24 protein-coding genes are annotated in these 25966 nt (G+C 73.5%); 15 read left to right on the top strand and 9 right to left on the bottom strand.

What is annotated here, in order from left to right; translation table 11 throughout:
• The first annotated feature begins 137 nt into the window (after positions 1–137).
• From sigE to BN344_RS05010, 5 genes are all read left to right on the top strand, one after another.
• Positions 138–725, top strand: coding sequence for an RNA polymerase sigma factor SigE (sigE, locus tag BN344_RS05030; protein ID WP_051515559.1), 588 nt, complete (start codon positions 138–140; stop codon positions 723–725).
• Positions 722–1303 (top strand): anti-sigma factor family protein, encoded by a 582-nt coding sequence (locus BN344_RS05025; protein ID WP_040337216.1) that lies wholly within the window; start codon positions 722–724, stop codon positions 1301–1303. The genes sigE and BN344_RS05025 overlap by 4 nt, the downstream gene beginning before the upstream one ends.
• Positions 1304–1398: 95 nt before the next feature.
• Positions 1399–2880 (top strand): S1C family serine protease, encoded by a 1482-nt coding sequence (locus BN344_RS05020; RefSeq protein WP_231486499.1) that lies wholly within the window; start codon positions 1399–1401, stop codon positions 2878–2880.
• A gap of 53 nt (positions 2881–2933) precedes the next feature.
• Entirely contained in the window at positions 2934–3290 is a 357-nt protein-coding gene (locus tag BN344_RS05015) for a twin-arginine translocase TatA/TatE family subunit (protein ID WP_040337215.1), read from the top strand.
• Between the two features lie 192 nt (positions 3291–3482).
• On the top strand, positions 3483–6191 hold the full coding sequence (locus BN344_RS05010) for a PxKF domain-containing protein (RefSeq protein ID WP_040337214.1): 2709 nt from the start codon (positions 3483–3485) through the stop codon (positions 6189–6191).
• 55 nt (positions 6192–6246) lie between these two features.
• On the opposite strand, the gene BN344_RS05005 is transcribed toward BN344_RS05010, so the two are convergent.
• Positions 6247–6711, bottom strand: coding sequence for an SRPBCC family protein (locus tag BN344_RS05005; protein ID WP_040337213.1), 465 nt, complete (start codon positions 6709–6711; stop codon positions 6247–6249).
• A 94-nt stretch (positions 6712–6805) separates the two neighbouring features.
• Positions 6806–7957, bottom strand: coding sequence for an Mrp/NBP35 family ATP-binding protein (locus BN344_RS04995; protein ID WP_040337211.1), 1152 nt, complete (start codon positions 7955–7957; stop codon positions 6806–6808).
• A gap of 185 nt (positions 7958–8142) precedes the next feature.
• Here BN344_RS04995 and BN344_RS04990 point away from each other — a divergent pair, with 185 nt between their 5' ends.
• Together BN344_RS04990 and BN344_RS04985 are read left to right on the top strand one after the other, a co-directional pair.
• Complete coding sequence (locus tag BN344_RS04990; protein WP_040337210.1) at positions 8143–8838, top strand: AzlC family ABC transporter permease; 696 nt, start codon at positions 8143–8145, stop codon at positions 8836–8838.
• Positions 8835–9152: an AzlD domain-containing protein gene (locus BN344_RS04985; protein ID WP_040337209.1), complete on the top strand. Its 318-nt coding sequence runs from the start codon at positions 8835–8837 to the stop codon at positions 9150–9152. The genes BN344_RS04990 and BN344_RS04985 overlap by 4 nt, the downstream gene beginning before the upstream one ends.
• Positions 9153–9167: 15 nt before the next feature.
• Here BN344_RS04985 and BN344_RS04980 read toward each other — a convergent pair whose 3' ends face one another.
• The gene (locus BN344_RS04980) at positions 9168–9785 is read right to left on the bottom strand and encodes a MerR family transcriptional regulator (RefSeq protein WP_040337208.1); all 618 of its coding nucleotides are present in this window, start codon (positions 9783–9785) and stop codon (positions 9168–9170) included.
• A 71-nt stretch (positions 9786–9856) separates the two neighbouring features.
• Between BN344_RS04980 and BN344_RS04975 the strand changes: the two genes are divergently transcribed.
• Positions 9857–10327 carry a DUF4188 domain-containing protein gene (locus BN344_RS04975; protein ID WP_040337207.1) on the top strand — a complete coding sequence of 157 codons (471 nt, stop codon included), beginning with the start codon at positions 9857–9859 and terminating at the stop codon, positions 10325–10327.
• 7 nt (positions 10328–10334) lie between these two features.
• Here the strand turns inward: BN344_RS04975 and BN344_RS04970 are convergent, their stop codons facing one another.
• Positions 10335–10838 (bottom strand): DUF1003 domain-containing protein, encoded by a 504-nt coding sequence (locus tag BN344_RS04970; protein ID WP_040337206.1) that lies wholly within the window; start codon positions 10836–10838, stop codon positions 10335–10337.
• Entirely contained in the window at positions 10831–12069 is a 1239-nt protein-coding gene (locus tag BN344_RS04965) for a magnesium transporter MgtE N-terminal domain-containing protein (protein WP_040337205.1), read from the bottom strand. The genes BN344_RS04970 and BN344_RS04965 overlap by 8 nt, the downstream gene beginning before the upstream one ends.
• Positions 12070–12094: 25 nt before the next feature.
• On the opposite strand from BN344_RS04965, the gene BN344_RS04960 reads away from it, so the two are divergent.
• The 3 genes from BN344_RS04960 (at position 12095) to BN344_RS04950 (ending at position 15079) form a co-directional block, all read left to right on the top strand.
• Positions 12095–12970, top strand: a complete 876-nt coding sequence (locus BN344_RS04960) for a PhzF family phenazine biosynthesis protein (RefSeq protein WP_231486498.1) — start codon at positions 12095–12097, stop codon at positions 12968–12970.
• Between the two features lie 113 nt (positions 12971–13083).
• Positions 13084–13941: a DMT family transporter gene (locus tag BN344_RS04955; RefSeq protein WP_155858756.1), complete on the top strand. Its 858-nt coding sequence runs from the start codon at positions 13084–13086 to the stop codon at positions 13939–13941.
• A 184-nt stretch (positions 13942–14125) separates the two neighbouring features.
• On the top strand, positions 14126–15079 hold the full coding sequence (locus BN344_RS04950; protein ID WP_040337203.1) for an HpcH/HpaI aldolase/citrate lyase family protein: 954 nt from the start codon (positions 14126–14128) through the stop codon (positions 15077–15079).
• 57 nt (positions 15080–15136) lie between these two features.
• On the opposite strand, the gene BN344_RS04945 is transcribed toward BN344_RS04950, so the two are convergent.
• Together BN344_RS04945 and BN344_RS20140 are read right to left on the bottom strand one after the other, a co-directional pair.
• Positions 15137–15781 carry a dihydrofolate reductase family protein gene (locus BN344_RS04945; protein WP_040337202.1) on the bottom strand — a complete coding sequence of 215 codons (645 nt, stop codon included), beginning with the start codon at positions 15779–15781 and terminating at the stop codon, positions 15137–15139.
• An 81-nt stretch (positions 15782–15862) separates the two neighbouring features.
• A complete protein-coding gene (locus BN344_RS20140) occupies positions 15863–16363 on the bottom strand; it encodes a DUF4190 domain-containing protein (protein WP_051515558.1) in 501 nt (166 codons plus the stop codon).
• A gap of 174 nt (positions 16364–16537) precedes the next feature.
• Here BN344_RS20140 and BN344_RS04935 point away from each other — a divergent pair, with 174 nt between their 5' ends.
• The gene (locus tag BN344_RS04935; protein ID WP_040337201.1) at positions 16538–17734 is read left to right on the top strand and encodes an acyl-CoA dehydrogenase family protein; all 1197 of its coding nucleotides are present in this window, start codon (positions 16538–16540) and stop codon (positions 17732–17734) included.
• A gap of 77 nt (positions 17735–17811) precedes the next feature.
• Positions 17812–18747 (top strand): quinone oxidoreductase family protein, encoded by a 936-nt coding sequence (locus tag BN344_RS04930; protein ID WP_040337200.1) that lies wholly within the window; start codon positions 17812–17814, stop codon positions 18745–18747.
• Here BN344_RS04930 and BN344_RS04925 read toward each other — a convergent pair.
• The gene (locus BN344_RS04925; RefSeq protein ID WP_040337199.1) at positions 18744–19154 is read right to left on the bottom strand and encodes a hypothetical protein; all 411 of its coding nucleotides are present in this window, start codon (positions 19152–19154) and stop codon (positions 18744–18746) included. The two genes, BN344_RS04930 and BN344_RS04925, sit on opposite strands and share 4 nt — an antisense overlap.
• Positions 19155–19423: 269 nt before the next feature.
• On the opposite strand from BN344_RS04925, the gene BN344_RS04920 reads away from it, so the two are divergent.
• Positions 19424–23803, top strand: a complete 4380-nt coding sequence (locus tag BN344_RS04920; RefSeq protein ID WP_040337198.1) for an FtsK/SpoIIIE domain-containing protein — start codon at positions 19424–19426, stop codon at positions 23801–23803.
• Positions 23804–23882: 79 nt separating this feature from the next.
• Here BN344_RS04920 and BN344_RS04915 read toward each other — a convergent pair whose 3' ends face one another.
• The gene (locus BN344_RS04915; protein ID WP_040337197.1) at positions 23883–24179 is read right to left on the bottom strand and encodes a WXG100 family type VII secretion target; all 297 of its coding nucleotides are present in this window, start codon (positions 24177–24179) and stop codon (positions 23883–23885) included.
• Positions 24180–24366: 187 nt separating this feature from the next.
• Here BN344_RS04915 and BN344_RS04910 point away from each other — a divergent pair, with 187 nt between their 5' ends.
• The gene (locus BN344_RS04910; protein ID WP_040337196.1) at positions 24367–25908 is read left to right on the top strand and encodes an acetolactate synthase large subunit; all 1542 of its coding nucleotides are present in this window, start codon (positions 24367–24369) and stop codon (positions 25906–25908) included.
• Positions 25909–25966 lie beyond the last annotated feature (58 nt).

Here is a 25966-nt window from a genome sequence, read left to right as displayed (position 1 = left end):
ACTGGGAAGGGGGGTGAGCGGGAACACCGCCCGTGGCGCCGCCCGTTGAGCCCTACGTGCGCCTGAAGCGAGCCACGTCCACCCGCCCCTCCGACGCCGATCCCGTCACGTCGCCCGCCGTCGGGGATACTGGGAACGTGACCGAGCCCGCGCGCCCCGAGGCCGAGGGCTGGGTGGCGCCCACCTGGGAGCAGGTCGTGCGCGAGCACTCGGCCCGCGTGTACCGGCTGGCCTACCGCCTCTCGGGCAACCCGCAGGACGCCGAGGACCTCACGCAGGAGACGTTCGTCCGGGTCTTCCGGTCCCTCGCCGACTTCTCGCCGGGCACCTTCGAGGGCTGGCTGCACCGCATCACGACCAATCTCTTCCTCGACATGGTGCGCCGCCGCCAGCGCATCCGGTTCGACCCCCTGCCCGAGGACACCGAGCGACTGCCCGGCCGCGCACCGAGCCCCGAGCAGGTCTACGCCGACACGCACCTGGACCCGCAGGTCCAGGCCGCCCTCGACGCGCTCTCGCCGGAGTTCCGCGTCGCGGTCGTGCTCTGCGACATCGAGGGGCTCACCTACGAGGAGATCGCGGCCACCCTGGGCATCAAGCTCGGCACGGTGCGCAGCCGCATCCACCGCGGGCGGGTGCAGCTCCGGCAGGCGCTCGCCCACCTGGCTCCCGGCCGGGTCCTGGCCGACGACGAGGCCTTCCTGGGTGGGGGTGGCGCGGGATGAGCATCTCGGAGAGCCACCTGGCGCAGGAGGCGATCGCCGCCCTCGTCGACGGCGAGCTGACCGCCGGGCCCGCCGCGCGGGCCGCCCGCCACCTGGAGGGCTGCCTCCAGTGCCGGATGGCGGTGCAGGCGCAGCGCGAGGCGAAGGACGCCCTGCACGGCTGCCACGAGGTCTCCGTCCCCGGTGACCTGATGTCCCGGCTCTGCGCCATCCCCTTCACCGCCGACGTCCCCGGCTCCGGTGGCGGCCCCCTCTCCCTCGGTGGCGACCCCGGCAAGCCGACGGTGCGGAACGCCGCGGCCGCCTGGGAGGTCGACCTGTCGCCCCAGGACCGTCCGCAGCGTGCCGACCAGGCTCGCTGGCTGCGCCGCGGCCTGGCCTGCACGCTCACCGGCCTCGGCGTGGGGGTCACCGCGCTCGCCCTGAACCTGCCCTCCGCCGCACCCGCCGGCCCCGGGCCCGCCGCTGGATTCGCCGACTCCGCGGTCCGCGAGCACACCCAGGTCGTCCCGCCGGTCGTGCGCGTACTCGACGTCGGCACGTCGTCCTCCCTGCCCGAACCCGGCGGCACCCCCTGAGCACGTCCGACGAACACGACGGCTCGGACCCGGCGACCCCGCCCGAGGCGGAGACCTTCGCCCGGCCCACCGGGGTGGACGGCCCGTTCGGCTCGGTGCCCGACCGCCTCGCGCCGCGCCGGGTGACCGCCCCGCAGCCCGGTGCCGGCCAGGAGGCCGCGTTCGGCCGGCCGGACAGCGTCGCGGGCAGCTTCTCCGCGGACCGGCCCCCGCCGCCGGCCCGTCCGGTCCCACCTCCGCCTCCCGAGGCCTTCCTGCGCGCGTTCGGACCGGGCGCGTCCGGGCAGCGCGGACTGCAGGAGCCCCCGTCGGGCCGCCCGGGGCGGCGGCGCACCGCTGCCGGCCCGTGGTGGAAGGCCGACGCGCGCAGCGATCCCTGGCGCGACCCCTACGCACCGGCGGGCCTGGGTGCTCCGGCGGTCTTCCCCGCGGAGCCCGAGGAGCAGCCCGGGCCGATCGTCGTCGACGCCCGGGGCCGCCGGCGGGTCCGGTTGCGCGACCTCTCGGTGCGGCTGTCGGCGCTGGCGCTGCTCGCCGTGCTGCTCGTGGGGGCCGTCGGCGGGGGCGTCGGCTGGTACCTCACCCGCAGCACGCCCGAGTCGCCCCTGCTCGCACCGGGCACGACGCTGTCGCAGGTCGACCCCGGCATCACCCGCGAGCCCGGCTCGGTCTCCGACATCGCTGCCGAGGTCACCCCCGCGGTGGTGTCGATCGAGGTGCGTGTCGGTGAGGGCGGCGCGACCGGCTCCGGTGTGGTGATCGACGGCGACGACGGCTACGTCGTCACCAACAACCACGTCGTCTCCGGCGCCGAGGGCGTCGAGGGCGCCGAGATCCGCGCGGTCTTCTCCGACGGCAGTGGGTCCGAGGCGCGGATCGTGGGACGCGACCCGGCCAGCGACCTCGCCGTCATCAAGGTGGAGAAGCCCGGCCTGGTGACCGCGTCCCTGGGGAAGTCCGAGAACGTCGTCGTCGGCGATCCGGTCGTGGCCATCGGCTCCCCGCTCGGGCTGGCCGGCACGGTCACCAGCGGGATCGTCAGCGCCCTCGAGCGCCCGGTGCGCCTGGCCGGCGAGGGCAGCGACACCAACGCCGTGATCAGCGCCGTCCAGACCGACGCACCGATCAACCCCGGCAACTCCGGCGGCGCCCTGGTGGATGCCACCGGTGCGCTCATCGGCATCAACACCGCGATCGCCTCGCTCGGGGGCGCCGGCACCACCGGAGGCTCGATCGGGCTGGGCTTCGCGATCCCGATCGACACCGTGCGCGAGATCGCCGAGCAGCTCATCTCCACCGGCAGCGCGGTGCACGCCTCCCTCGGCGTGAACGCCCGCTCGGTCACCGACGGCACCCGGGACGGCGCGCTCGTGCTCAACGTGGAGCCGAACAGCGCGGCGGCCAACGCCGGCATCCGGGAGCGCGACGTCATCATCGCCGTGGAGGACGACCCGGTGGGCAGCTCCGAGGAGCTCGTCGTCGCCGTCGACCGGCATGCGCCCGGTGACGAGGTCACCGTCGAGATCGTCCGGGACGGCAGGTCGCAGGAGCTCCGGGCGACGCTCGACGCCGCCTGAGGAAGGGCCGGAATCCGGCCGCCTACCCTGGGGGCCACGGAGAGGGGGCGGCGGTGTTCGACTCGATCGGCTGGGGCGAGATCATGGTCCTGGCACTCGCGGCGCTGTTCATCTTCGGTCCCGAGCGGCTGCCGCACCTGGCCAAGGACGCGGCCACGGGGCTGAAGAAGCTGCGCGCGGCGATCACCGACGTCCGCACGCAGGTGAACGACGGCCTCGGTGACGACCTGCCCGAGCTGCGCGACATCGACCTGCGGAAGTACCACCCGAGGACGTTCATCCGGAGTCAGCTCTTCGAGGACGACGAGCGGCCGTCCACGCAGCAGAACTCTGGCGCGACCCGCGCACCGGTCGTCGCCCGCCCCCGTGACCGCGCGGTGCCGCCCCCGTTCGACCCCGACGCGACCTGAGGTCGCCGGTCGCCGGTCGGCGTGTCGAGCCGCTAAACGTCGCTTGCGTCACAGGGGTGACACGGGACACAGATGTCCGCGTTCGCTGCTATAAGTTGCCCAGCGAAACCAGCGCCCTCCGTGATGGCGCGCTCACGTGTCCCTTGTGGAAGGTCTTCTGTGAACAGGTCACATCCCCGACGCGCCCGCCGCATGCTGGGCGCCCTCGTCGCGGCCACCGCGCTGACGGTCACCGCCGTCGACGTCGTTCCCGCCGAGCCCGCCGCTCCTGCGGTCCAGCTCGCCACGGTCCAGGCGACGGCGCCGGCCAGCACGCCGGCCCGCACCGGTCCGCCGGCCTCGATCGCGGTCCTCGGCGACTCCATCTCCCAGGGCACCGGCTCCGACGACGGCGGCGCCTCGCTGAACGTGCAGGACGGCGGTATCGGCTCTCCCCGGCTGCGGAACTCCTGGGCCACGGGTGACTGGTCGGGCCTGAACAGCTACCTGCAGCGCGTCCGGGCCCTGCCGGGCGGCGCCGGGGCGCAGGGCATCAACCTGTCCGCCAACGGCGCCAACATGCGGAACGACTTCCTCGCCCAGGCGCGGTCGGTGCCGGCCGGCACGGGTCTCGTGCTCGTGCAGATGGGTGGCAACGACCTCTGCCGTCCCTCCGAGGCCGAGATGACGTCGGTGGCCGACTACCGCGCCCAGCTGAGGGCAGGGCTGCAGTGGCTGCAGGAGAACCGTCCGGAGACGTTGGTGACGGTGTACTCGGTGCCGGACATCTACAACCTCTGGTACCTCCGCGGCGCCGCCCACCAGGGCGAGAGCTTCGGCGTCTGGCCGTTCAACTCCACGGCGGCCGGCCCGCGCCCGGCCCGTGGCAGCCAGGACAACGGCACCTTCTGGGCGCGGCAGTTCTGGGACGGGCTGTTCGGCTCGGTCATCCCCTGCCGCAGCCTCCTGCAGGACCCGTCCAACCCACGTAACGCCGGCCCCACCCCGCAGGCGTCGCACGGCTCCGAGGCCCGCCGGTTGCGGGTGCGACAGCGCGCGATCGACTTCAACAACGTCCTCAAGGCGGAGTGCGCGAACGTCCTGCGCTGCCGCTTCGACGAGAACGCCGTGTTCAACATGTCGGCCAACCGCCCGAACGGCACGACCCTGACGAGCAACACCTCCCAGTGGAACTTCGTCGACCGTGACATCAGCACCCAGGACCACTTCCACCCGTCCTTCGCCGGCCAGCAGAAGCTCGCGCGATACGCGTTCGAGTCCGGCTACGACTTCCGCGACCGGACGGCGCCGACCGTCACCGTCACGCCGACCACGCCGGCCAACGGGAACGGCTGGCACCGGGCGAACGTCTCGGTGAGCCGCTCCGCCAGCGACGCGAACGGCGTCCGGGGCTTCGAACACCGGGTCCACGCGCCCGACGGCAGCGTCGGTGCCTGGACCCGCTCGATCAGCGCCACCCTCGGCACCGTGACCATCTCCAGCGAGGGCACGTCCCACGTCGAGGTGCGCGCCCTCGACGGCAACGGCAACCTCAGCGCCAGCACGATCCAGCCGGTCCGCCTCGACAAGACCGCTCCGCAGGCGCACGCCGTCACGCCGGCCCCCGGTGCCACGTTCGTCCAGAACGAGGCGGTGGAGGCGTCCTTCAGCTGCTCCGACGCGGGCGGCTCGGACGTCGACAGCTGCGTCGGCACGGTCGCGGACGGCACGGTGATCGACACCAGCACCGTCGGCACCAAGACCTTCACCGTCACCGCGACCGACGGTGCCGGGAACACCACCACGGTCACCCGCGAGTACACCGTCGTGGACGTGACGCCCCCGACCATCACGCTCGACAGCCCAGGGGCGGGTGCCTCCTTCGACCGCCGCCAGGTCGTAGAGGCGGACTACGCCTGCACCGACGAGCCGGGCGGCTCCGGCCTGGCCACCTGTGCGGGGACCGTCCCTGACGGCGCCCCCGTGCCCACCGGCACCATCGGCGACCACGAGTTCCGGGTCGACGCGAGCGACAATGCCGGGAACACCGACTTCCTCACCCGCGTCTACACGGTGCTCGACGTGACCGCTCCGACCGTCACGGTGACGGGTCCGGAGAACGGGGCGAAGTACCCCCACCAGGCCGAGGTCCTCGCCGACTTCGTCTGTGAGGACGACGAGGGTGGCTCCGGCATCGAGGACGGCTACTGCAAGGGCAGCGTCGGCGTCGGCGAGCAGATCGACACCTCGACTCTCGGTACGAAGACGTTCACGGTGACCGGCACCGACCGCGCGGGCAACACGACGACGGAGACCGTCACCTACGAGGTCGTCGACGTGACGGCGCCGACGGTGAGCTCGCCGCACGCCGCGATCGAGTACAAGCTGGGTCAGCCGGTCGACGCCCTCTTCGAGTGCACCGACGAGGACGGCGGCTCCGGCGTCGCCGAGTGCGACGGCCCGCTGACGCTGGACACCTCGTCCGTCGGGGACAAGACGTTCGACGTCACCACCACGGATGAGGCCGGCAACAGCCGCACGGTGTCCTTCGCGTACACGGTGATCTACGCCTACGGCGAGATCCGGCAGCCGATCAACGCCGACGGCTCGAGCGTGTTCAAGGCCGGCGGCACCGTGCCGGTGAAGTTCGGAGTCACCGACTTCGCCGGGCAGCCCGTCACCACGGCGCGCGCCACGTTGTCCACGGTCCGCAGCTACGACATCCAGGCACTGGGATCGGGGCAGGAGGCGGAACAGGAAGCCACCTCGCCAGGGTCGGCCAACACGGGCAACGTGTTCCGGCTGTCGGACGAGCAGTACGTCTACAACCTGTCGACCAAGGGCATGGCGGCGGGCAGCTACCAGCTGTTCATCCGCCTCGACGACGGCAAGCAGTACACCGCCGTCTTCACGCTCCGGTAGCTGCCGACGCGCGTCGCCGCCCCCTCCTCCAGCCGGAGGAGGGGGCGGTGCACGTTCAGGGCCGGGCGGCGTCGGCCTCGGCGGCCTGCTTGAGCCGCTGCAGCGTGGCGACGATGCCCGCGCGGTTGCGCTCCGGGAACTTCGCCGCCCGCACGACGGTGTCGGTGACCCGGTCGGCCCGCGAGGCGTCGAACGTCTCGGTGACCGTCGTGCCGCCGTCGGCCGTGGGCTCGAGCTCGTAGCGCCAGCGGTTGGCGGTGAAGTGCCGCCAGGCGATCCGCCGGTTCTCCTCGAACTCGACCACCCGGTTGCGGATCCGGTAGGGGAGTCCGAAGAGCTTCATGTGCACGGAGAAGGTGTCGCCCGTCGCGGTGAGCCGGTCGGGGGCGGCGATCACCGAGCCCACGGATCCGGAGCCGTCGATCCGCGAGTGCTGCTTCGGGTCGGCGAGGATCGCGAAGACCACCTCGGGTGGGGCGTCGATGGTGATCGTGCCGCTGACCTGCGCGTCGTCGCTCATGCCCTGAACGTACTTCTGGGGTGTCCCTTCCGCTCCGAGGGTCCTGCAGGACCCCGTGAACGGGAGGAACACCCCAGAAGCGGGTGCAGAGATGTCAGCGTTTGACGGGGGTGAGACCCAGCGACATGCCCGAGAGCCCGCGCTGACGGCTGGCCAGCCCGTCGGCGATCTTGATGAGGGCCTGTGCGGCCGGGGAGTCCGGCTCGGTCAGGACGATCGGTGCACCGGCGTCGCCGCACTCCCGCAGTCGCGTGTCGAGCGGGATCTGCCCCAGCACCGGCACGCGGGCACCGAGGGTCTTGGTCAGCGCGTCGGAGACCGCCTCACCGCCGCCGGAACCGAAGATCTCCATGCGCGAACCGTCGGGGAGCTCCAGCCACGACATGTTCTCGATGACGCCGACGACCTGCTGGTGGGTCTGCGTCGCGATCGCACCCGCGCGCTCGGCCACCTCGGCGGCGGCGAGCTGCGGTGTCGTGACGATGAGGATCTCGGCGTTGGGCAGCAGCTGTGCGATCGAGATCGCGACGTCGCCGGTGCCCGGGGGGAGGTCCAGCAGGAGGACGTCCAGGTCGCCCCACCACACGTCGGCGAGGAACTGCTGCAGCGCGCGGTGCAGCATCGGCCCGCGCCACACGACCGGGGTGTTGCCCGGGGTGAACATGCCGATCGAGATGAGCTTCACCCCGAGGGCCTGCGGCGGCATGATCATGCTGTCGACCTGCGTGGGCTTCTCCTCGGTGCCCAGCATCCGCGGCACCGAGTGGCCGTAGATGTCGGCGTCCACGACGCCGACGGACAGGCCGCGCTTGGCCAGCGCGGCGGCCAGGTTCACCGTGACCGAGGACTTGCCGACGCCGCCCTTGCCCGACGCCACCGCGTAGACGCGCGTCAGCGAGCCGGGCTGGGCGAAGGGGATGACCGGGTCGGCGACGTCGGTGCCGCGGACGGTCTTGCGCAGCTCGGCGCGCTGCTCGTCGTTCATGACGTCCAGCTCGACCCGGACCGAGGTCACACCCGCGACGGCGCCGACCGCCTGGGTCACCCGGTTGGTGATGGTCTCGCGCATCGGGCAGCCGGCGACGGTCAGGTAGACCTCGACGCGCACGGCACCGTCCGCGCCGATCTGGACGTCCTTGACCATGCCCAGCTCGGTCAGCGGGCGGTTGATCTCGGGGTCCTGGACGGTGGCCAGAGCGGCGGTGATGGCGTCGAGCGCCGGGCTGCCGGTCATGGTGTCGGTCATCGGGGTGCGTGTCTCCTTCGACGGGGGACCCGAGGGTGGCCGGCCGCGACAGGAGCGGAGCCTGCGCACTCGGGACGTCGCCACTGTACGGCGGCCGGGGACGAGCGCCGCCGAGCGCAGGGGTGATCTGCTCCTCAGCCCGGTGTCGTGCGCCGGGCGCCGGGCGCCGCCTAGCCTCTGCGGACGTGTCCGACCCCGCACGCTCCACGGTCCTGCGCGACGCCATCGGGCTGGGGGTGGCGGTCGGGCTCTACGGCATCGCGTTCGGTGCGGCCGCCGACGCCGCCGGCCTGGACGTCTGGCAGGCCATGACGCTCTCCGCGCTGATGTTCACCGGTGCGTCGCAGTTCGCCATGGTCGGCGTCCTCGGGGCCGGTGGCAGCGCGCCGGCCGCCGTCGGCAGTGCGCTGCTGCTGGGGACGCGCAACACCGTCTACGGCGTCCGGATGGCTCCGGTCCTGGCTCCCCGTGGTCTGCTCCGCCGGGCCGGTGCGGCGCACTGGGTGATCGACGAGACGACGGCGATGGCCGTGGCGGCACCGGACCGGGAGCTCGGGCGGCTGGCGTTCTGGGCCACCGGGGCGACGATCTACCTCGGCTGGAACGCCATGACCCTGGTCGGCGCTCTGGGCGCGTCCGGGCTCGGCAGCACCGCGGAGGCGGCGCTGGACTCCGTCGTCCCGGCCGCGTTCCTCGCCCTCCTCTGGCCCCGGCTGCGGAAGGGGTCGGCCGAGGCGGCGGTGCAGCGGCGGGTCGCCGTCGGGGGAGCGGTGGTCGCGCTGGCGCTGACGCCGTTCGTCCCGGCCGGGGTGCAGGTGATCGCGGCGGTGGTCGCCGTCGCGCTGGCCGGCCGGCCGCGCACGGCGGAGCGGCCGACATGAGCGCGACCACGTTGTGGGCGGCGGTCGTGGTGGCGTCGGTCGGCTGCTATCTGCTCAAGCTGGCCGGGCTCTCGGTGCCGGCGGCCTGGGTGGAGCAGCCGTGGGTCGCGCGCGTCGTCGACTTCGTCCCTGCCGCCCTGCTCGCGGCCCTGGTCGCGGTGCAGGGCCTGACCAGCGACGACCGGATCGTGGTCGACGGCCGGCTGGCGGGCCTCGCCGTCGCGGCGCTCGCGCTGGCCCTGCGCGCGCCGTTCATCGTGGTCATCGTCCTCGCCGGCGCCACCGGCGCGGGGGTGCACGTCCTCACCGGCTGACCGCCCGGCGCCACGTCAGCCCGCGCCGCCGGTGAAGCGACGGCCGGAGCCGTCCTCCTGCGCCAGCCGGCGCAGCGCCAGGAGCACCGGCTCCAGCAGGACGGTGTTGACCACGACGAAGCGCACGGCCTCCGCGACGGAGTCCGAGGGCACGTCGGCGACGTCCTGCCGGCCGATCTCGCCGGCGGCTCGTGCGTACCGATCCAGCAGGTCCTCGGACGCGGGGAAACCGGCCGCCCGCAGGGCCTGCAACGCGCCGGCGAGGGTGTGCAGGGCGGGGGAGTCAGGGGCGACCCGCCATCCCCAGCGCTCCAGGTGCGCGCGGGCCTCGGCCACGTCCGGTGGCGCGTCACCGGACGGGGGCGGGAGGGCGCGGTGCGCCGCGCCGAGCGCCTCGTGCACCGAGCCGGCCGGCGCGTCGACCGCGGCGAGGACCTCCCGGGCCGCGGCGACCGACAGGCCGCCAGGTCCCGTCAGTGCGCGGACCAGTCGCAGCCGCGCCAGGTGGTCCTCGTCGTACCGGGCGCGGGTGGCCCCGGTGAGTTCTCCCTGCGGCACCAGCCCCTCGCGCAGGTAGTACTTCACCGTCGCGACCGGGAGGTCGGCCCGGCGGGCCAGTTCGGAGATCTGCACGGAACTCCCTTGCGTTGGATAGTGGCACTCTCTACGTTGGATACTACCACTCTCCAACGAAGGAGCCCGACATGGCACGCATCGCCCGCGGACGCTGGACCCACGACCACGCCGGAGACCTGACGGTCTTCCTCATCGGCATGCGCATCAACAAGCCGTGGCGGCCCGACGCGTGGCTCCCCGCCTTCCTCGCCATGCCGCGGATGCTCCGCGAGCTCGCCCGCGACCCGTCGTCGGGGTTCCTGGGTTCCCGCATGACCCTCGGGCCGGGCGGCCCTCTCCTCGTGCAGTACTGGCGACGGACGGAGGACGTCTACCGCTACGCCGGGGACCGCGAGGCCGCGCACCGGCCGGCGTGGGCAGCGTTCAACCGGCGGGCCCGCCGGGTCCCGGGCGCGGTGGGCGTCTGGCACGAGACCTACGAGGTGGCCCGGGCCGAGAGCGTCTACGTCGACATGCCGACGACGGGCCTGGCCGCTGCCACCTCCGCCCGCCCGGTCGGTGGCCGGCTGGACCGGGCGGCGGACCGCCTGGCCGCGTGAGGCGGCCTCAGGTCACCGGGTCGCGGCGCCGCTTCTCGCGACGATCGTCGCCGTCGTCGCTGTTCATCCGGTTCAGCTCGCCGCGGATGAAGTCGCGGGTGGCCAGCTCGCCGACCGCGACCCGGAGCGAGGCGATCTCGCGGGCCAGGTACTCCGTGTCGGCGCGGACGGAGGCCGCGCGGGCCCGGTCCTCCTCGGCCTGCACCCGGTCGCGGTCGGTCTGCCGGTTCTGCGCCAGCAGGATCAGCGGAGCCGCGTAGGCAGCCTGCGTCGAGAACGCAAGGTTGAGCAGGATGAACGGGTAGGGGTCCCAGCGGTACGTCACCGCGACGACGTTGAGCGTGATCCAGACGATCACGAAGATCGTCTGCCAGGCCAGGTAGCGGCCGGTGCCGAGGAACCGTGCGACCGCCTCGGCGCCGGCCCCCACGGCGTCGGGGTTCAGCCGGGGGAGGACGGTGAACCGCCGCGGGCCACCGCTCGGGACGTCGAGCCGCGGGGTGTCAGCCACGACGGGCCTTCTCGCGCCAGTCGTCGGGCAGCAGGTGGTCCAGGACGTCGTCGACGCTCACCGCGCCGACCAGGCGACCCTGCGCGTCCACCACCGGCGCGGCCACCAGGTTGTAGGTGGCGAAGTAGCGCGTGACCTCCGCCAGCGGAGCTTCCGGACGCAGCGGCTCGAGGTCGTCGAGCGCCCCGCTGACCAGCGTCGACGGTGGTTCCCGCAGCAGCCGCTGGATGTGCGCCAGCCCGAGGTAGCGGCCGGTGGGGGTGGCCGACGGCGGGCGGCACACGTAGACCTGGCTGGCCAGTGCCGGGCTGAGCTCCGGCTCGCGGACGCGGGCCAGCGCCTCGGCGACGGTGGCGTCCGGGCTGAGGATCACCGGCTCGCTGGTCATGATGCCGCCGGCGGTGTCCTCGGAGTACTTCAGCAGCTGGCGCACCGATTCGGCCTCGTCGGGCTCCATCAGCTCCAGCAGCCGGTTGCGGTCGACGTTGGGCAGCTCGGCCAGCAGGTCCGCGGCGTCGTCGGGGTCCATCTCCTCCAGGACGTCGGCGGCGCGGCTCTCCTGGAGGGTTCCCAGGATGGTGATCTGCTCGGCCTCGGGCAGCTCGCCGAGGACGTCGGCCAGCCGCTGGTCGTCCATGGCCTCGGCGACCTCGTGCCGCCGCTTGCTCGGCAGCTCCTGCAGGGCGTGCGCCATGTCGGCGGCGTTCAGCTCGCGGTAGGTGGCGATCAGCGTCTCCGCGCCCTGGCCGGTCTGGGGCAGCGCGAGCCCGGCGACCTCGTCCCAGGCGAGCTGGTGCAGCTGCCCCCGCCGCCCCAGGCGGCCGGGCTCCTGCACGGCGAGGCGCGACAGGATCCAGTCGCCGGTGCGGGTCTGCTCCATGCCCGCGTCGACGACGTGCGCGGCGCGGTCGGACTCGCTGATCGTCACCCGGCGGTCCAGTAGCTCGCCGAGCACCAGCGTCTCGCCGGCCCGCTGCTCGAAGCGCTTCACGTTCAGCGTGCCCGAGGCCAGCGTCACCGAGTTCGGATCGATGGTGGTGACCCGGCCCATCGGCACGAAGATCCGGCGGCGGGCGACGACCTCGACGACCAGGCCGAGCACCCAGGGCGCAGCGGCGCCCACCCGCAGGGCGACGACGACGTCGCGCACCTTGCCGACGCGGTCGCCGTTGGGGTCGAACACGGTCAATCCGGCGAGCCTCGAGACGTACGCCCTGGTCACCGTGGTCACGGTCGGCAAGGCTACCGTCGGCGCCGTGAACGGCCGGGAGATGCTGGATTACGAGATCGTCGACGTGTTCGCGCCCCGGGCCTTCGCGGGCAATCCGCTGGCCGTCGTCTTCGACGCCGACGGCCTGAGCACGGAGCAGTGTCAGGCGCTGGCCAACGAGTTCCACCTCTCCGAGACGTCGTTCCTCTGCGCTCCCACGGAGCCCGGGGCCGACTACCGCGTCCGCATCTTCACGCCCTACGCCGAACTGCCCTTCGCCGGCCACCCGAGCGTCGGCGCGGCGCACACGCTGGTGCGGGCCGGGCGGCTGTCGGCCGGCACCGTGCGTCAGGAGTGCGGCGCGGGCGTCCTCGACGTCGTGGCGGACGCCGTCGGCGCCACGCTGTCCGGTGGGACCCCCACTCTCGACGACGGCCCCGCCGCGGCCGAGCTCGCCCGCGCGATGGGCCTGCCCGCGGACGACGCCACCGGCGTGCCGGTCGAGGTCGCCGGCTGCGGCCTGCCCTTCGCGTATCTCTCCGTGCGGCCCGACGCCGTGGACCGCGCCGTCCCCGATCCGGCTGCGCTGCGCGAGCTGACGGTGGGGGAGGGGGTCTCCGTCCTGTCGTGGGACGCGGCGACGGCCACCGTCCACGCGCGCGTCTTCGCCGCCGACCTGGCGTGGGGAGAGGACCCGGCCACGGGCTCGGCCGCCCTGGGCGCCGGCGTCTGGCTGGTGGAGACCGGACTGCTCCCCGGCGAGGCGACGTCGTCGTTCACGGTGCGCCAGGGCGAGCGGATGGGTCGCCCCTCGGTGCTCGAGTGCACGGTGACGGCGGTCGCCGGCCGGGCCGTCGCCGCCACCGTCCGCGGTGCGGTCGTCCCGGTGGCGAGCGGCCGGATCCGGGTGCCGTCCCGGTGAAGGACCCTCTTGCCGCCCACCGCTCGCAGGCTCGCGGTGGGACCCTGCAAGAGGGCCAGGCCGGGTCGTCTCCCTGGGCGGTCTCGCGTCCCGGTGGTCGGGACGTCGTCCTCATGGGCATCGCGGTCGCGGGGGTCTCGTTCTCCGGCCCGCTGACCGCGATGGCGGTCGCACCCGTGCTCGCGATCGCGTTCTGGCGCAACGCCGGAGGAGCGGTCGCGCTCCTGCCGCTGCTGCTCCGCGAGCGGTCGAGCCTGGCCGGTCTGCGGCCCCGCGACCTGGGCAGCTCGGTGCTGGCCGGCCTCTTCCTCGCCGCCCACTTCGCGGCGTGGCTGCCGAGCCTGAACATGACGACGGTCGCCGCCTCGACCGCGCTGGTCACCACGACCCCCATCTGGACGGCGCTGGTCGCCCGGTTCACCGGGATCCGGCTGCCGGCCACGGTGTGGTGGGGGCTGGTGCTCGCCATCGCGGGGGCGGGCCTCATCGCCGGCGTCGACGTCGCGGTCAGCCTCGAGGCCCTGGCCGGCGACGGGCTGGCACTGCTCGGGGCCATCTTCGCCGGCGGCTACGTCCTGGCCGGTGCCCGGGCGCGGGAACGACTGCCGACGTCGGTCTACGCCGTCATCGCCTACTCCGTCTGCGCCGTGGCCGTGGCCGCCGGAGCACTGCTGGCCGACGTGCCGCTCACCGGCTTCAGCACCCGTGACTGGCTGCTGATCGGGGCGATCACCGTCTGCGCCCAGTTGCTGGGGCACACCCTGCTCAACCAGGTCCTCTCCACGGTGGGCCCGACCATGGTCAGCCTGGTCATCCTGCTCGAGGTGCCGGGCGCGACGCTGGTCGCGCTCGTGCTGCTGCAGCAGGCGCCACCGCTGCTGGCCCTCCCGGGGATGGTCGCCGTCGTCGCCGGGGTGGCCCTGGTCGTGCGGGGCAGCAGGCCGACGACGCTGGTCGAGCCCGCCACGTAGGCCGGCTCCTGCGGCGCCGGCTGCGCAGGTGCTGTCGCCCGATCCGGCGAGTCCGCCCGTGTCGTCGACCACATCCGCTCACCCGACCCGGCGGAGACGTCGTTGGTGGGTGAGCGACGTGATCACCGCGTCGCTACCCTGCGAGCAAGCTGAAGACGTCGTCGTCTGCACGAAGAGAGGCACTGTGGCCGAGCTCCGATCCCGCCGTTCCAACCTGGCCGTTCCCGGCAGCAACCCCCGGTTCCTCGAGAAGGCCAAGGGGCTCCCGGCCGACCAGGTGTTCCTCGACCTCGAGGACGCGTGCGCGCCGCTGGCCAAGCCCGGCGCCCGCAAGAACATCGTGGCCGCCCTGAACGAGGGCGGCTGGGGCGACAAGATCCGCACCGTCCGCGTCAACGACTGGACGACGGAGTGGACGTTCCAGGACGTGCTCGAGGTCGTCGGCGGTGCCGGCGCCAATCTCGACGCGATCATGCTGCCGAAGGTGCAGGACGCCGCGCAGGTCAAGGCGCTGGACATGCTGCTGACCCAGATCGAGAAGGCCAACGGCTACGAGGTCGGCAGGATCGGCATCGAGGCGCAGATCGAGACCGCCCAGGGCCTCATCAACGTCAACGACATCGCCTTCGCCAGCGACCGCATCGAGACGATCATCTTCGGCCCCGCCGACTTCATGGCCTCGATCAACATGAAGTCGCTGGTGGTGGGTGCGCTGCACCCCGACTACCCGGGCGACCCGTTCCACTACATCCTCATGCAGATCCTCATGGCCGCCCGCGCCCGTGGTGTGCAGGCCATCGACGGCCCCTTCCTGCAGGTGCGCGACGTGCCCGCCTTCGAGGAGGTCGCCAAGCGCTCGGCGATGCTCGGCTTCGACGGCAAGTGGGTCCTGCACCCGGGCCAGATCGACGCCGCCAACGAGATCTACGCGCCGTCGCAGGAGGACTACGACCACGCCGAGCTGATCCTCGACGCCTACGACTGGGCGACGTCGGAGGCCGGCGGCAAGAAGGGCTCGGCCATGCTCGGCGACGAGATGATCGACGAGGCCAGCCGCAAGATGGCGCTGGTCATCGCCGGCAAGGGGCGCGCCGCGGGCCTGTCCCGGACGTCGTCCTTCACGCCCCCGGAGGAGTAACCCGACAGCAGACGACGGCCGCCCGGGGCAACCCCGGGCGGCCGTCGTCGTTCGCGGCTACTTCCGCCAGAACAGGTGGTGGGTCACGCCGCTCGGGCTGGGGACGACGTCGCAGTGGTAGCGGTCCCGCAGCTCGTCGGGGGACTCCCAGAGCCGCACGCCGCGGCCGATCTCCACCGGCGCGACCGCCACGTGCAGGGTGTCGACGAGGTCCGCGTCCAGGAACTCCCGGATCGTGGTGGCGCCGCCGCCGAGCCGGACGTCCTTGCCCTCGGCCGCCGCCCTCGCCTGCGCCAGGGCCGTCGCCGGATCGGCGTCGACGAAGTGGAAGGTGGTGTCCGACAGCGCGAACGACGGCCGGACATGGTGGGTCAGCACGAACACCGGGGTGTGGAACGGGGGCTCGTCGCCCCACCACCCCTTCCACTCGTGGTCGGTCCACGGGCCGCGGTGCGGGCTGAACTTGTGGGCGCCCATGATCTCGGCGCCGATGCCGTGGGCGAAGTCGCGGACCAGGTAGTCGTCCAGGCCGCGGCTCCCGGCGCCGTCGGTGCGGTTGGGCCAGCTCGCCGTCGCGAAGGCCCAGCCGCCGAGGACGACGGGGTCGGCGTGGCCGAACGGCCGCTCGAGGCTCTGCCCCTCGCCGGCGCCGAAGCCGTCGCTGGAGACGAAGAAGTTCTGGACTTTGAGCAGCTGGCTCACGAGGCCCTCCCTGCGCGGTCGTTTCCCCTCTGACCGCCGGGGGGCCGGGAACTCATCGCCCCCCGGCGAGCGGGCACGGACTCAGGGCGCGAAGCCGTCGTTGGCCAGCGAGGCCACCGCGATGATCCAGATGACGATCATCAGCACGAAGAAGGCGGTCGCGATGCCGCCGACGATGATGCCGGCCAGGGCGAGGCCGTCGCCGTCCTCGTTGGTCCGCTTGATCTGGCGGCGGGCGATGATGCCGGTGATCAGCCCGGCGGGCGCGAACACGAACGCCAGGACCAGCGAGGCGATCGCCAAGGAGTTGGTCGGCCGGCTGTAGGCGTAGCCCGGGGCGTACCCCGGCGGGCCGTACCCGGGCGCCCCGTACTGAGGTTGCCCGTACTGAGGCTGACCGTACTGGGCCTGCCCGTACTGCGGCTGCCCGTAGGCAGGCTGGCCGTACGGGGGCTGGGGCTGGCCGTACTGCGGTTCGCCGTACTGGGGCTGTGCGTAGCCGGGCTGCCCGGTCGGCTGCTCGCCGGGATGGCGGCCGCCACCCTGCGACGTGGTTCCCGTGCCGTCGTCGGGAGTGCTCATCGGAATCTCCTCCTGCTCGTCGGCGGGCGCCGGTCGTGCCACTCCACCACGCAGGGGCGCCCCCGGCGGCGTCGGCGCGCACGGGAGCCCGGGACCAGGCACGCGGAGGGCGGCCGTCGGGTGTACCTCATACTTGCCGGTAACTATGGACACCGGAGTCCCCGGAGGAGACCGATGACCCGCTTGGCCCAGACCGCGGACCTGACCGACATCCAGCGCGAGATCCTGTCGACGGTCAGGAGTTTCGTCGACCGGGAGATCATCCCCAACGCGCAGGAGCTCGAGCACGGCGACACCTACCCGCAGGAGATCGTCGACGGGCTCAAGGAGCTCGGCATCTTCGGCCTGATGATCCCCGAGGAGTACGGCGGTCTCGGCGAGTCGCTGCTCACCTACGCCCTGGTGGTCGAGGAGATCGCCCGCGGCTGGATGAGCGTCTCCGGCGTCATCAACACCCACTTCATCGTGGCCTACCTGCTGCGCCAGCACGGCACGCAGGAGCAGAAGGAGTACTACCTCCCGCGCATGGCCACCGGCGAGGTGCGCGGCGCCTTCTCGATGTCCGAGCCCGGCCTGGGCTCCGACGTCGCCGCCATCCGCACCAAGGCGACGAAGAACGCCGACGGGAACTACACGATCAACGGCCAGAAGATGTGGCTGACCAACGGCGGCAGCTCGACGCTGGTCGCCGCGCTGGTCCGCACCGACGAGGGCGCGGAGCGGGCCCACGAGAACCTGACCACCTTCCTCGTCGAGAAGCCGGCCGGCTTCGGCGAGGTCGTCCCGGGCGTCACCATCCCCGGCAAGATCGACAAGATGGGCTACAAGGGCGTCGACACCACCGAGCTGGTGTTCGACGGCTACCAGGCCAAGGCCTCGGACATCCTCGGCGGCGCCCCCGGCAAGGGCTTCTCGCACATGATGGACGGCGTCGAGGTCGGGCGGGTCAACGTCGCCGCCCGCGCCTGCGGCATCTCGATCCGCGCCTTCGAGCTCGCCATCGCCTACGCCCAGCAGCGGGAGACCTTCGGCAAGCCGATCGCCCAGCACCAGGCGATCGCCTTCCAGCTCGCCGAGATGGCGATCAAGGTCGAGGCCGCGCACCTGATGATGGTCAACGCCGCCCGGCTCAAGGACGCCGGCAAGCGCAGCGACGTCGAGTCGGGCATGGCCAAGACCCTGGCCAGCGAGTACTGCGCCGAGGTCACCACGCAGTCCTTCCGCATCCACGGCGGCTACGGCTACTCCAAGGAGTACGAGATCGAGCGGCTCATGCGCGAGGCGCCGTTCCTGCTCATCGGCGAGGGCACCAGCGAGATCCAGAAGACGATCATCAGCCGCGGCCTGCTCAAGGAGTACAAGCTCAAGTAGCAGACCGACCGCGGCCCCCGTCCCGATTCCCGGGACGGGGGCCGCGGTGCGTCCGGCGGGTGGTGTAGTCAGGAGGTATGCGCGCAGCGGGAGTGATCGAGTTCGGTGGGCCGGAGGCCCTGCAGATCGTCGACGTCGAGCCGGAGCCGCTCGGGCCCGGTCAGGTACGGCTGCGGGTGCAGGCGGCCACGGTCAACCCGACCGACACCTATGCCCGCTCCGGGGTCTACGCCGGCCGCGACCCGGTCAAGACCCCGCCGTGGGTGCCCGGCATGGACGTCGCCGGTGTCGTCGCCGAGGTGGGGGACGGCGTGGACCACGTCGCCGTCGGTGACCTCGCGATGGGGGTCGTCGTCCCCTTCGGCCCGTACGGCGGCTACCGCGAGGACAAGGTGCTGCCGGGCGACTCCGTGGTGCGGGCGCCGAAGGGCGCCACCGCCGTCGAGGCCGCGACGCTGCCGATGAACGGGCTCACCGCCCGCTTCTCGCTGGACCTCATGGGGCTGTCGGCGGGACAGGTGCTCGCGGTGACCGGGGCCGCCGGCTCCTACGGCGGGTACGTGGTCCAGCTGGCCAAGGCCGACGGACTCACCGTCATCGCCGACGCCTCCGAGGCCGACGAGCAGCTCGTGCGCGACCTCGGTGCCGACCTCGTGGTCCGGCGTGGGGACGACGTCGCCGACAAGATCCGGCAGCACTTCCCGGACGGCGTGGACGGGCTGGCCGACGGGTCGGTGCAGGACGAACTCGTGCTGCCCGCGGTGAAGGACGGGGGTGCGGTGGCGACCGTCCGCGGTTATCGGGGCGACGGTCGGCGCGACCTGCGGGTGTTCCCGACCCTGGTGCGCAAGGTGGCCGAGGACCGGGCCGCGCTGGACCGGCTGCGGCAGCAGGTGGAGGACGGCGCGGTGACCCTGCGCGTGGCCACGACCTTCCCGGCCGAGGAGGCCGCGGAGGCGCACCGGCTGCTCGAGCGCGGCGGCGTCCGCGGCCGGATCGTCTTGACCTTCTAGGACCGGCGGGCCTGGGTCGGCAGCCAGAAGGCCAGGCCCATGAGCAGCATGGCCAGCGGCACGTGGACGACGACGGCCCACGAGGAGCCGTCGATCGCCATGCCGACGAGCCACTGGACGACCAGGAGGACGAACAGCAGCGTCGTCCCGACGACGACGACGGCGGTCCGGTGCCGCAGCCAGACGACGGCGGCGACCGTGGCCAGGAAGGCCAGGGCGACGGTCGCCTCACCCCCGTGCTGGTGCACCGAGGCCCAGGTGCCGTAGTCGTACCCGCCCATGAACAGGCCGGCCCAGACGCCCTGGAGGAGCACGCCGAGCGAGGCCAGCCCGACCAGCGCGCTGTGGACGGGGTGCGCGCGACGGGCCGCGGGATCGGCGGTGGTCGTCGTCGTGGAGTCGGCCACGGATCTCTCCTCGGTCGGTGGGCTGGCCGGTCGAGTCTGCCGCGTGCCGCCCGGCACGGTCGCGTCGGTCCCTCCTGGGACGTTCACCCACTTGTGGATGACTGGTCGACGGGTGCGCCGCACCGTGCGAAGGTCCGATCCGCAGTGCCTCGAGAGACACGGTCGGACCGATGCGGACGGTGTCGTCGCGGTCGGTTGATGTCGAGTCCGGCGCCGTACGTCGGCGTGCTGCAGAACAGCGCCGGCTGACGCGGGCGGGAGGAGTTCGCGTGCGCATCCAGCTCAGCGTCGGGCAAACCGATCGCGACCTGCTCGACGTCGCCCTCGACGTGGACGACGACACCTCGGTGGGCGACGTCGCCGCGGCCCTGGGCCGGGTGGCGGGAGTGCCGGTCGAGGGACTGTTCCTGGCCGGGCGGCGGCTCGACGACGAGCACCCGGTGGGGGAGTCCCCGGTGGTCGAGGGGAGCGTCGTCCGTCTGTCGGCCGCGGCGGTCGCGGGCGAGCGACCCGCCCCGCCGGCGCGCGGCTGGCAGTTGCACGTCGTCAGCGGTCCGGGCAGCGGCCTGGTCGCCGAGCTGCCGATCGGCAGGCACGAGCTGGGCCGCAGCAGCCCGATCGGCTTCGCCGACCGCTCGATGTCCCGCCAGCACGCCGTTCTCACCGTCACCGCCGAGGGCGCCACGCTGGCCGACCTGAGCTCGGCCAACGGCACCCAGCTCGAGGGCGAGCAGGTGCCCGAGGAGCCCACCCCGCTGGCCCCCGGACAGGTGTTCCGGCTCGGGGACACGCAGCTGGTCATCGCGCCGGCCGCGGGTTCCGACGCCGCCGTCGAGCCGGCCGGACCGGGCACCCGGGCCTTCGTCCGCGCTCCGCGCCTGCTGCCCTCGCGCCGCGAGACGAGGATCCAGCTGCCGCAGGAGCCCAGGGCCCGCGAGCCGCGCCGCCTCCCGCTGGTGATGGTGCTGGCCCCGCTGGTCATCGGCATCGTGCTGGCCCTCGTGCTGCGCTCGCCGCTCTACCTCGTGTTCGCCGTCGCCAGCCCGGTCATGATGATCAGCAACACCGTCGCCGACCGCCGGCAGACCGCCCGTGAGGACCGCCGCGCCCGCGAGGAGTACCAGGAGGAGCTGACCCGCGCCCAGGAGCGGATCACGACCGCGCTGGCCGAGGAGACCAGCCGCCGGCGCGCCGACCACCCCGACGCCGCGCAGGTCCTGCTCACCGCCGTGCTGCCGCGCCGGCGACTGTGGGAGCGCCGCCGCACCGACCCCGACGCCCTCGACCTGCGGCTGGGCGCCGCCGACCGCCCCGCCGAGGTCGTCGTCACCCGGCGCGGATCGAACGACGAGCCACCGGAGCAGCGCACCGTGCACGCGGTCCCTGCCGTCGTCCCGCTGCGGGAGGCCGGCGTCGTCGGCCTGGCCGGTCCGGCCGGGCCGCTGGCCGGGCTGCTGCGCTGGGTGGTCCTGCAGCTTGCCGTGCACCATCCGCCGCGCGACCTCGCCCTCACCCTGCTGGCCTCGCGCAGCAGCACCGACTGGAACTGGCTGCGCTGGCTGCCGCACGCCCGCTCCGCCGACGGCGAGGGACCGGTCGCCTTCGTCGGCAACGACGCCGACACGGTGGCCGCGCGGGTCGCCGAGCTGAGCGCGCTGATCAAGGCCCGGCGCGAGCAGGCGGGTTCGGCGGGCGGCCGCGTGCAGCCCGAGTCGTTCCCCGCCCACGTGCTCGTCGTCCACGGCTTGCGGGCGCTGCGCGTCACTCCCGGGCTGGCGCAGGTCCTGCAGGACGGGCCGGAGGTCGGCGTCTACGCCGTCTGCGCCGACGAGGAGGAGCGTTTCCTGCCCGAGACCGCGCGGGCGACGGCGGTCTTCGACAGCGAGGACGAGTCCGCGCTGCTGGTGCGCCGCAGCGGGCACGACCCCGTGCCCGCTGTGCTGGCCGAGCCGGTCGCGGTGGAGCTCGCCGAGACCGCAGCCCGGGCGCTGGCCCCGCTGCGCGACGTCAGCGTGGAGGACGACGACGCCGTGCTACCCGACAGCGTGCGGTTGCTCGACGTCCTCGGCATGGAGCCGCCCACGGCCGACTCCGTCCGGGCCCGGTGGCAGCTGGAGGGCCGGACCACGCAGATGGTCGTGGGTGCGGGGCTGGGCGGCCCGTTCACCCTCGACCTGCGCACCGACGGCCCGCACGGGCTGGTCGCGGGTACGACCGGTGCGGGGAAGTCCGAGCTGCTCCAGACGATGATCGCCTCGCTGGCGGTCGCCAACCGCCCGGACGCCCTCAACTTCGTGCTCGTCGATTACAAGGGCGGCAGCGCCTTCAAGGACTGCGTGCACCTGCCGCACACGGTCGGGATGGTCACGGACCTCGATGCCCACCTGGTCGAGCGCGCCCTGACCTCGCTGGGCGCCGAGCTGCGCTACCGCGAGCACTGGCTGGCCGGTGCCGGTGTCAAGGACATCGACGACTACATCGACCTGCAGGCCCGCGAGCCCGACCGCCCGCCGCTGCCGCGGCTGCTCATCGTGATCGACGAGTTCGCCTCGATGGCCCGCGAGCTGCCCGACTTCGTCACCGGCCTGGTGAACATCGCCCAGCGCGGCCGGTCGCTGGGCATCCACCTGATCCTCGCCACCCAGCGGCCCAGCGGGGTCGTCTCGCCGGAGATCCGCGCGAACACCAACCTGCGGATCGCCCTGCGGGTGACCGACGGCGCCGACAGCACCGACGTCCTCGACGCCCCCGACGCCGCCCGGATCCCGAAGTCGGCACCCGGCCGCGGGTTCGCACGGTTGGGGCACGGCGGGCTGGTGCCGTTCCAGGCCGGCCGCATCGGTGGCCGGCGCCCCGGGGCCCGCCCGGTGGCGGCCGCCCCGCCCTTCGTCGTCCCGCTGTCCTGGCACCAGATCGGCTACGCCGCGCCCGTCCGCCCCGTCGGGAGCGGCGCGGCCTCCGCCGTGGAGGTCACCGATCTGTCGGTGCTCGTGGAGTCCGTGCGCGAGGCAGCGCGGGAGGAGTCGGTGCCGGCGCAGCGCAGCCCGTGGCTGGAGGCGCTGCCCGAGCGGCTGCTGGCCGCCGATCTCGACCCCGCCACCGCGGGTGCGGCCGCGGCCGGCCGGCTGCCGTACGGCCTGCAGGACCTGCCTGCCCTGCAGGAGCGCCGGCCGGCGACCTTCGACCCCTCGGCCGACGGGCACCTGCTGGTCATCGGCTCGCCCAAGAGCGGCCGCTCGCAGGTGCTGCGCACCCTGGCCGGCGCGGTCGGCGCCCGATGCTCGTCCGGCGACGTCCACCTCTACGGGCTGGACTGCGGCAACGGTGCGCTGCTGCCGCTGACCGACCTGCCGCAGTGCGGCGCGGTGGTGACCCGCACGCAGACCGAGCGCGCGGTCCGGCTGCTCGACCGCCTGGCCCGCGAGCTGGAGCGCCGGCAGCAGATCCTGGCCGACGGCGGGTTCGCCGACATCACCGAGCAGCGCCGCGCGGCTCCCGCCGAGCAGCGGCTGCCGCACGTCCTGCTGCTGCTCGACCGCTGGGAGGGGTGCACGCCCACACTCGGCGAGGTCGACGGCGGACGGCTGACCGACGTCCTCATGGCGATCGTGCGCGAGGGCGCCTCGGTCGGGATCTCGGTGGTGATGACCGGCGACCGCTCCCTCGGGACGTCCCGCCTCGCCTCGCTCACCGACAACAAGCTGGTGATGCGGTTGGCCGACCGGGGCGACTACCCGCTCATCGGCGTGAGCGCCAGGCAGGTGCCCGACCGGATGCCGCCCGGGCGCGCGATCACCGTCGACGGCGCGGTCGAGACGCAGATCGCGCTGCTGGCCGAGGACGAGTCCGGGCAGGGGCAGGCGGCGGCCATCGCCGAGATCGGGAAGGCCGCGCACGTGCGGGACGCGCTGGTGCCGCGTTCCGCCCGGCCGTTCCGGGTCGACGTGCTGCCGTCGCGGATCTCCTTCGAGGACGCCTGGGGGCTGCGCCCGGAGGGCAGCGGTGAGCGGTTCGCGCTGGTCGGCGTGGGCGGCGACGAGCTCACCGGCGTCGGTCCGGATTTCGCGCGGGGCGGGCCTGCCTTCGTCGTGGCGGGGCCGGGACGTTCGGGGAAGAGCACGCTGCTCGCCGTCATGGCGGAGTCGCTGCTGCGAGAGGGCACCACGGTGGTGGTCGGTGCACCCAAGCCGTCGCCGCTGCGCGAGCTGGCGGGGCGCCCCGGCGTCATCGCGGTGGTCACCGATGCGTCGGCGCCGGCCGACGAGTGGCGGGCGCTGCTCGCCGCCGATCCGGACCGGTCCCTGGTCGTGCTGCTGGACGACGGCGACGTGCTGCGCGACTGCCCGGCGGCGGAGGTGTTCCGCGACGTGCTCAAGGGCGCCGCCGGACCGGACCGCGGCCTGGTGCTGGCAGGCAACGCCGACAGCATCTGCACCGGCCTGTCCGGCTGGCAGGTGGAGGCGAAGAAGTCCCGTCAGGGCGTGCTGCTCTCCCCGCAGGGGACCACGGACGGCGACCTCATCGGGGTCCGCATCCCGCGCAGCGTCGTCGGCCAGCCGGTCCAGCCCGGCCGCGGGTTGCTGCACCTGGGCGACAGCACCCTGCTCACGGTGGCCGTTCCGGGCGCTCCGCCGGCTGCCTCGTCCTGAGTCGGCTTGCCGCCGTCCCCGGAGACGACCGAGGCCGCCTCGCGGTCTGCGAGGCGGCCTCAGGAGCCGTGCGGGCCGGTCAGCGGCCGAGAACGCTGGCCAGCTGGGTGTCGGCGTCGCGGAAGGTCGCGGCGGCCTGGTTCAGGTAGGAGGCCATGCCGTCGAGGCCGGCGATCATGTTCTTGGCGCCGGTGGTGAACTCGTCGTAGGACGCCTGGAAGCTCCGGCTGGAGCTGTCGGTGACATAGCCCTCGGAGACCAGCTGGTCGACCAGGCTCTTGAGCTGGCCCAGCATGCCGTCGATCTCGGTGCGCCCGTTGGTGAGCCGGCCGGCCGCGTCTTCCATCTGCTGGTAGGTGACGTTCACATTCGCCATGGGGAGGTCCAATCGGGACGGCCCGGGTGTACGGAGGACACCGACGGGACGGGATGGATGTGAACCGGACCGTAACCGGGTTCCGGGTGCCGTCGGACGGGTTGTCCACAGGCCGCAGCGGACGTCCTCGTCGGCGATCCGGGACCCCCACTCGCTACCGGGCGACGGGCGTGCCAGGGTCGAGGTCGTGAACGGCGCACAGGCACTGATCCGGACCCTGGTCGACGCGGGCGTGGACGTCTGCTTCTCCAACCCCGGCACCTCGGAGATGCACTTCGTCGCGGCCCTCGACGACGTCCCCGAGATGCGCGGCGTGCTGACCCTCTTCGAGGGGGTCGCGACCGGTGCCGCCGACGGGTACGCGCGCATGGCCGGACGGCCCGGGGCCACGCTGCTGCACCTGGGCCCGGGCCTGGGCAACGGCCTGGCCAACCTGCACAACGCCCGCCGGGGGCGGGCACCGCTGGTCAACGTCGTCGGTGACCACGCCCGCTCGCACAAGCGCCTGGACGCGCCGCTGGAGTCCGACATCGACGCCCTCGCCGGCACCGTCTCCGGGTGGGTGCGCCGGTCGATGTCCCCCGCCGACGTGGCCGGCGACGCGGCGGAGGCCGTCGCGGCGGCGAAGAAGGTCGGCGTCGCCACGCTGATCCTCCCGGCCGACGTGTCGTGGGAGGACGGTGCCGAGCCCGCCGTGCCGCTGAACGTCCGGCCGCGGCCGCACGTCGCGCCGTCCCTCGTCGAGAAGATCGCCAAGGTCGTGACGTCGGGCGAGCCGACGGTGGTCTTCCTGGGCGGCGACGTGATGGCGTCCGCCGAGGGCCAACTCGCCGCGGCCCGGGTCGCCGCCGGCACCGGCGTGCGGCTGGTGGCCGAGACGTTCCCCGCCCGTAGTGCCCGGGGGGCCGGCCTGCCGGACCTGCACCGCCTGCCCTACCCGCCGGAGATGGCGATGGCGGCGCTGAAGGGCACCAAGCACCTCGTCCTGGCCGGCGCCACGGCGCCCGTGCACTTCTTCGCCTACCCCGGCCTGCCCGGCCACCCGGTGCCGGAGGACTGCACGGTGCACGTGCTCAGCGTCCCGGGGGAGGACGGCGTGGCCGCCCTCGAGGCCCTGGCCGAGCTGGCCGCCCCCGGCGCCGAGCCCGAGGTCATGGAGCGCGAGACCCCCGAGCTGCCCACCGGTCCGCTGAACCCGCGGTCGCTGGCGGCGGTGGTCGGTGCGCTGCTCCCGGAGGACGCGATCGTCGTCGACGAGGCGCTGACCTCGGGTGCGGGGCTGACCGAGATGACCTCGGCCGGCCCGCGGCACGACTGGCTCTCGCTGACCGGCGGCGCGATCGGCGACGGGCTGCCCATGGCGCTGGGCGCGGCCGTGGCCTGCCCGGACCGGCCGGTGATCGGGATCCAGGCCGACGGCAGCGCGATGTACACGATCTCGGCGCTGTGGAGCTACGCCCGCGAGCAGGCGAACATCACCACGATCATCTGCGACAACGGCTCGTACGCGATCCTCGAGCACGAGCTGACCCGCGTGGGTGCCGCCAGCGACGGCGAGCGGGCGCGCAAGCTGCTCGACCTCACCGGCCCGGGGCTGGACTTCGTCTCGCTCGCACAGGGGATGGGCGTGCCGGCGACGCGGGCGACCACCGCCGAAGAGCTGGCCGACCAGCTGCGCGCGGCGCTCGCCGAGCCCGGCCCGCACCTGATCGACGCCGTCCTGCGCTGAGACCGAGGGGCCTGTCCACTGTGTGAGCGGGCGGCGCACTCGAGTGCGCCGCCCGGCT

It is taken from the genome of Candidatus Blastococcus massiliensis AP3 (genome assembly GCF_000582785.1).
GTDB lineage: Bacteria > Actinomycetota > Actinomycetes > Mycobacteriales > Geodermatophilaceae > Blastococcus > Blastococcus massiliensis.
The sequence above is the reverse complement of the archived record's forward strand: the minus strand, read 5'-3'. Positions and strand labels throughout refer to the sequence as shown.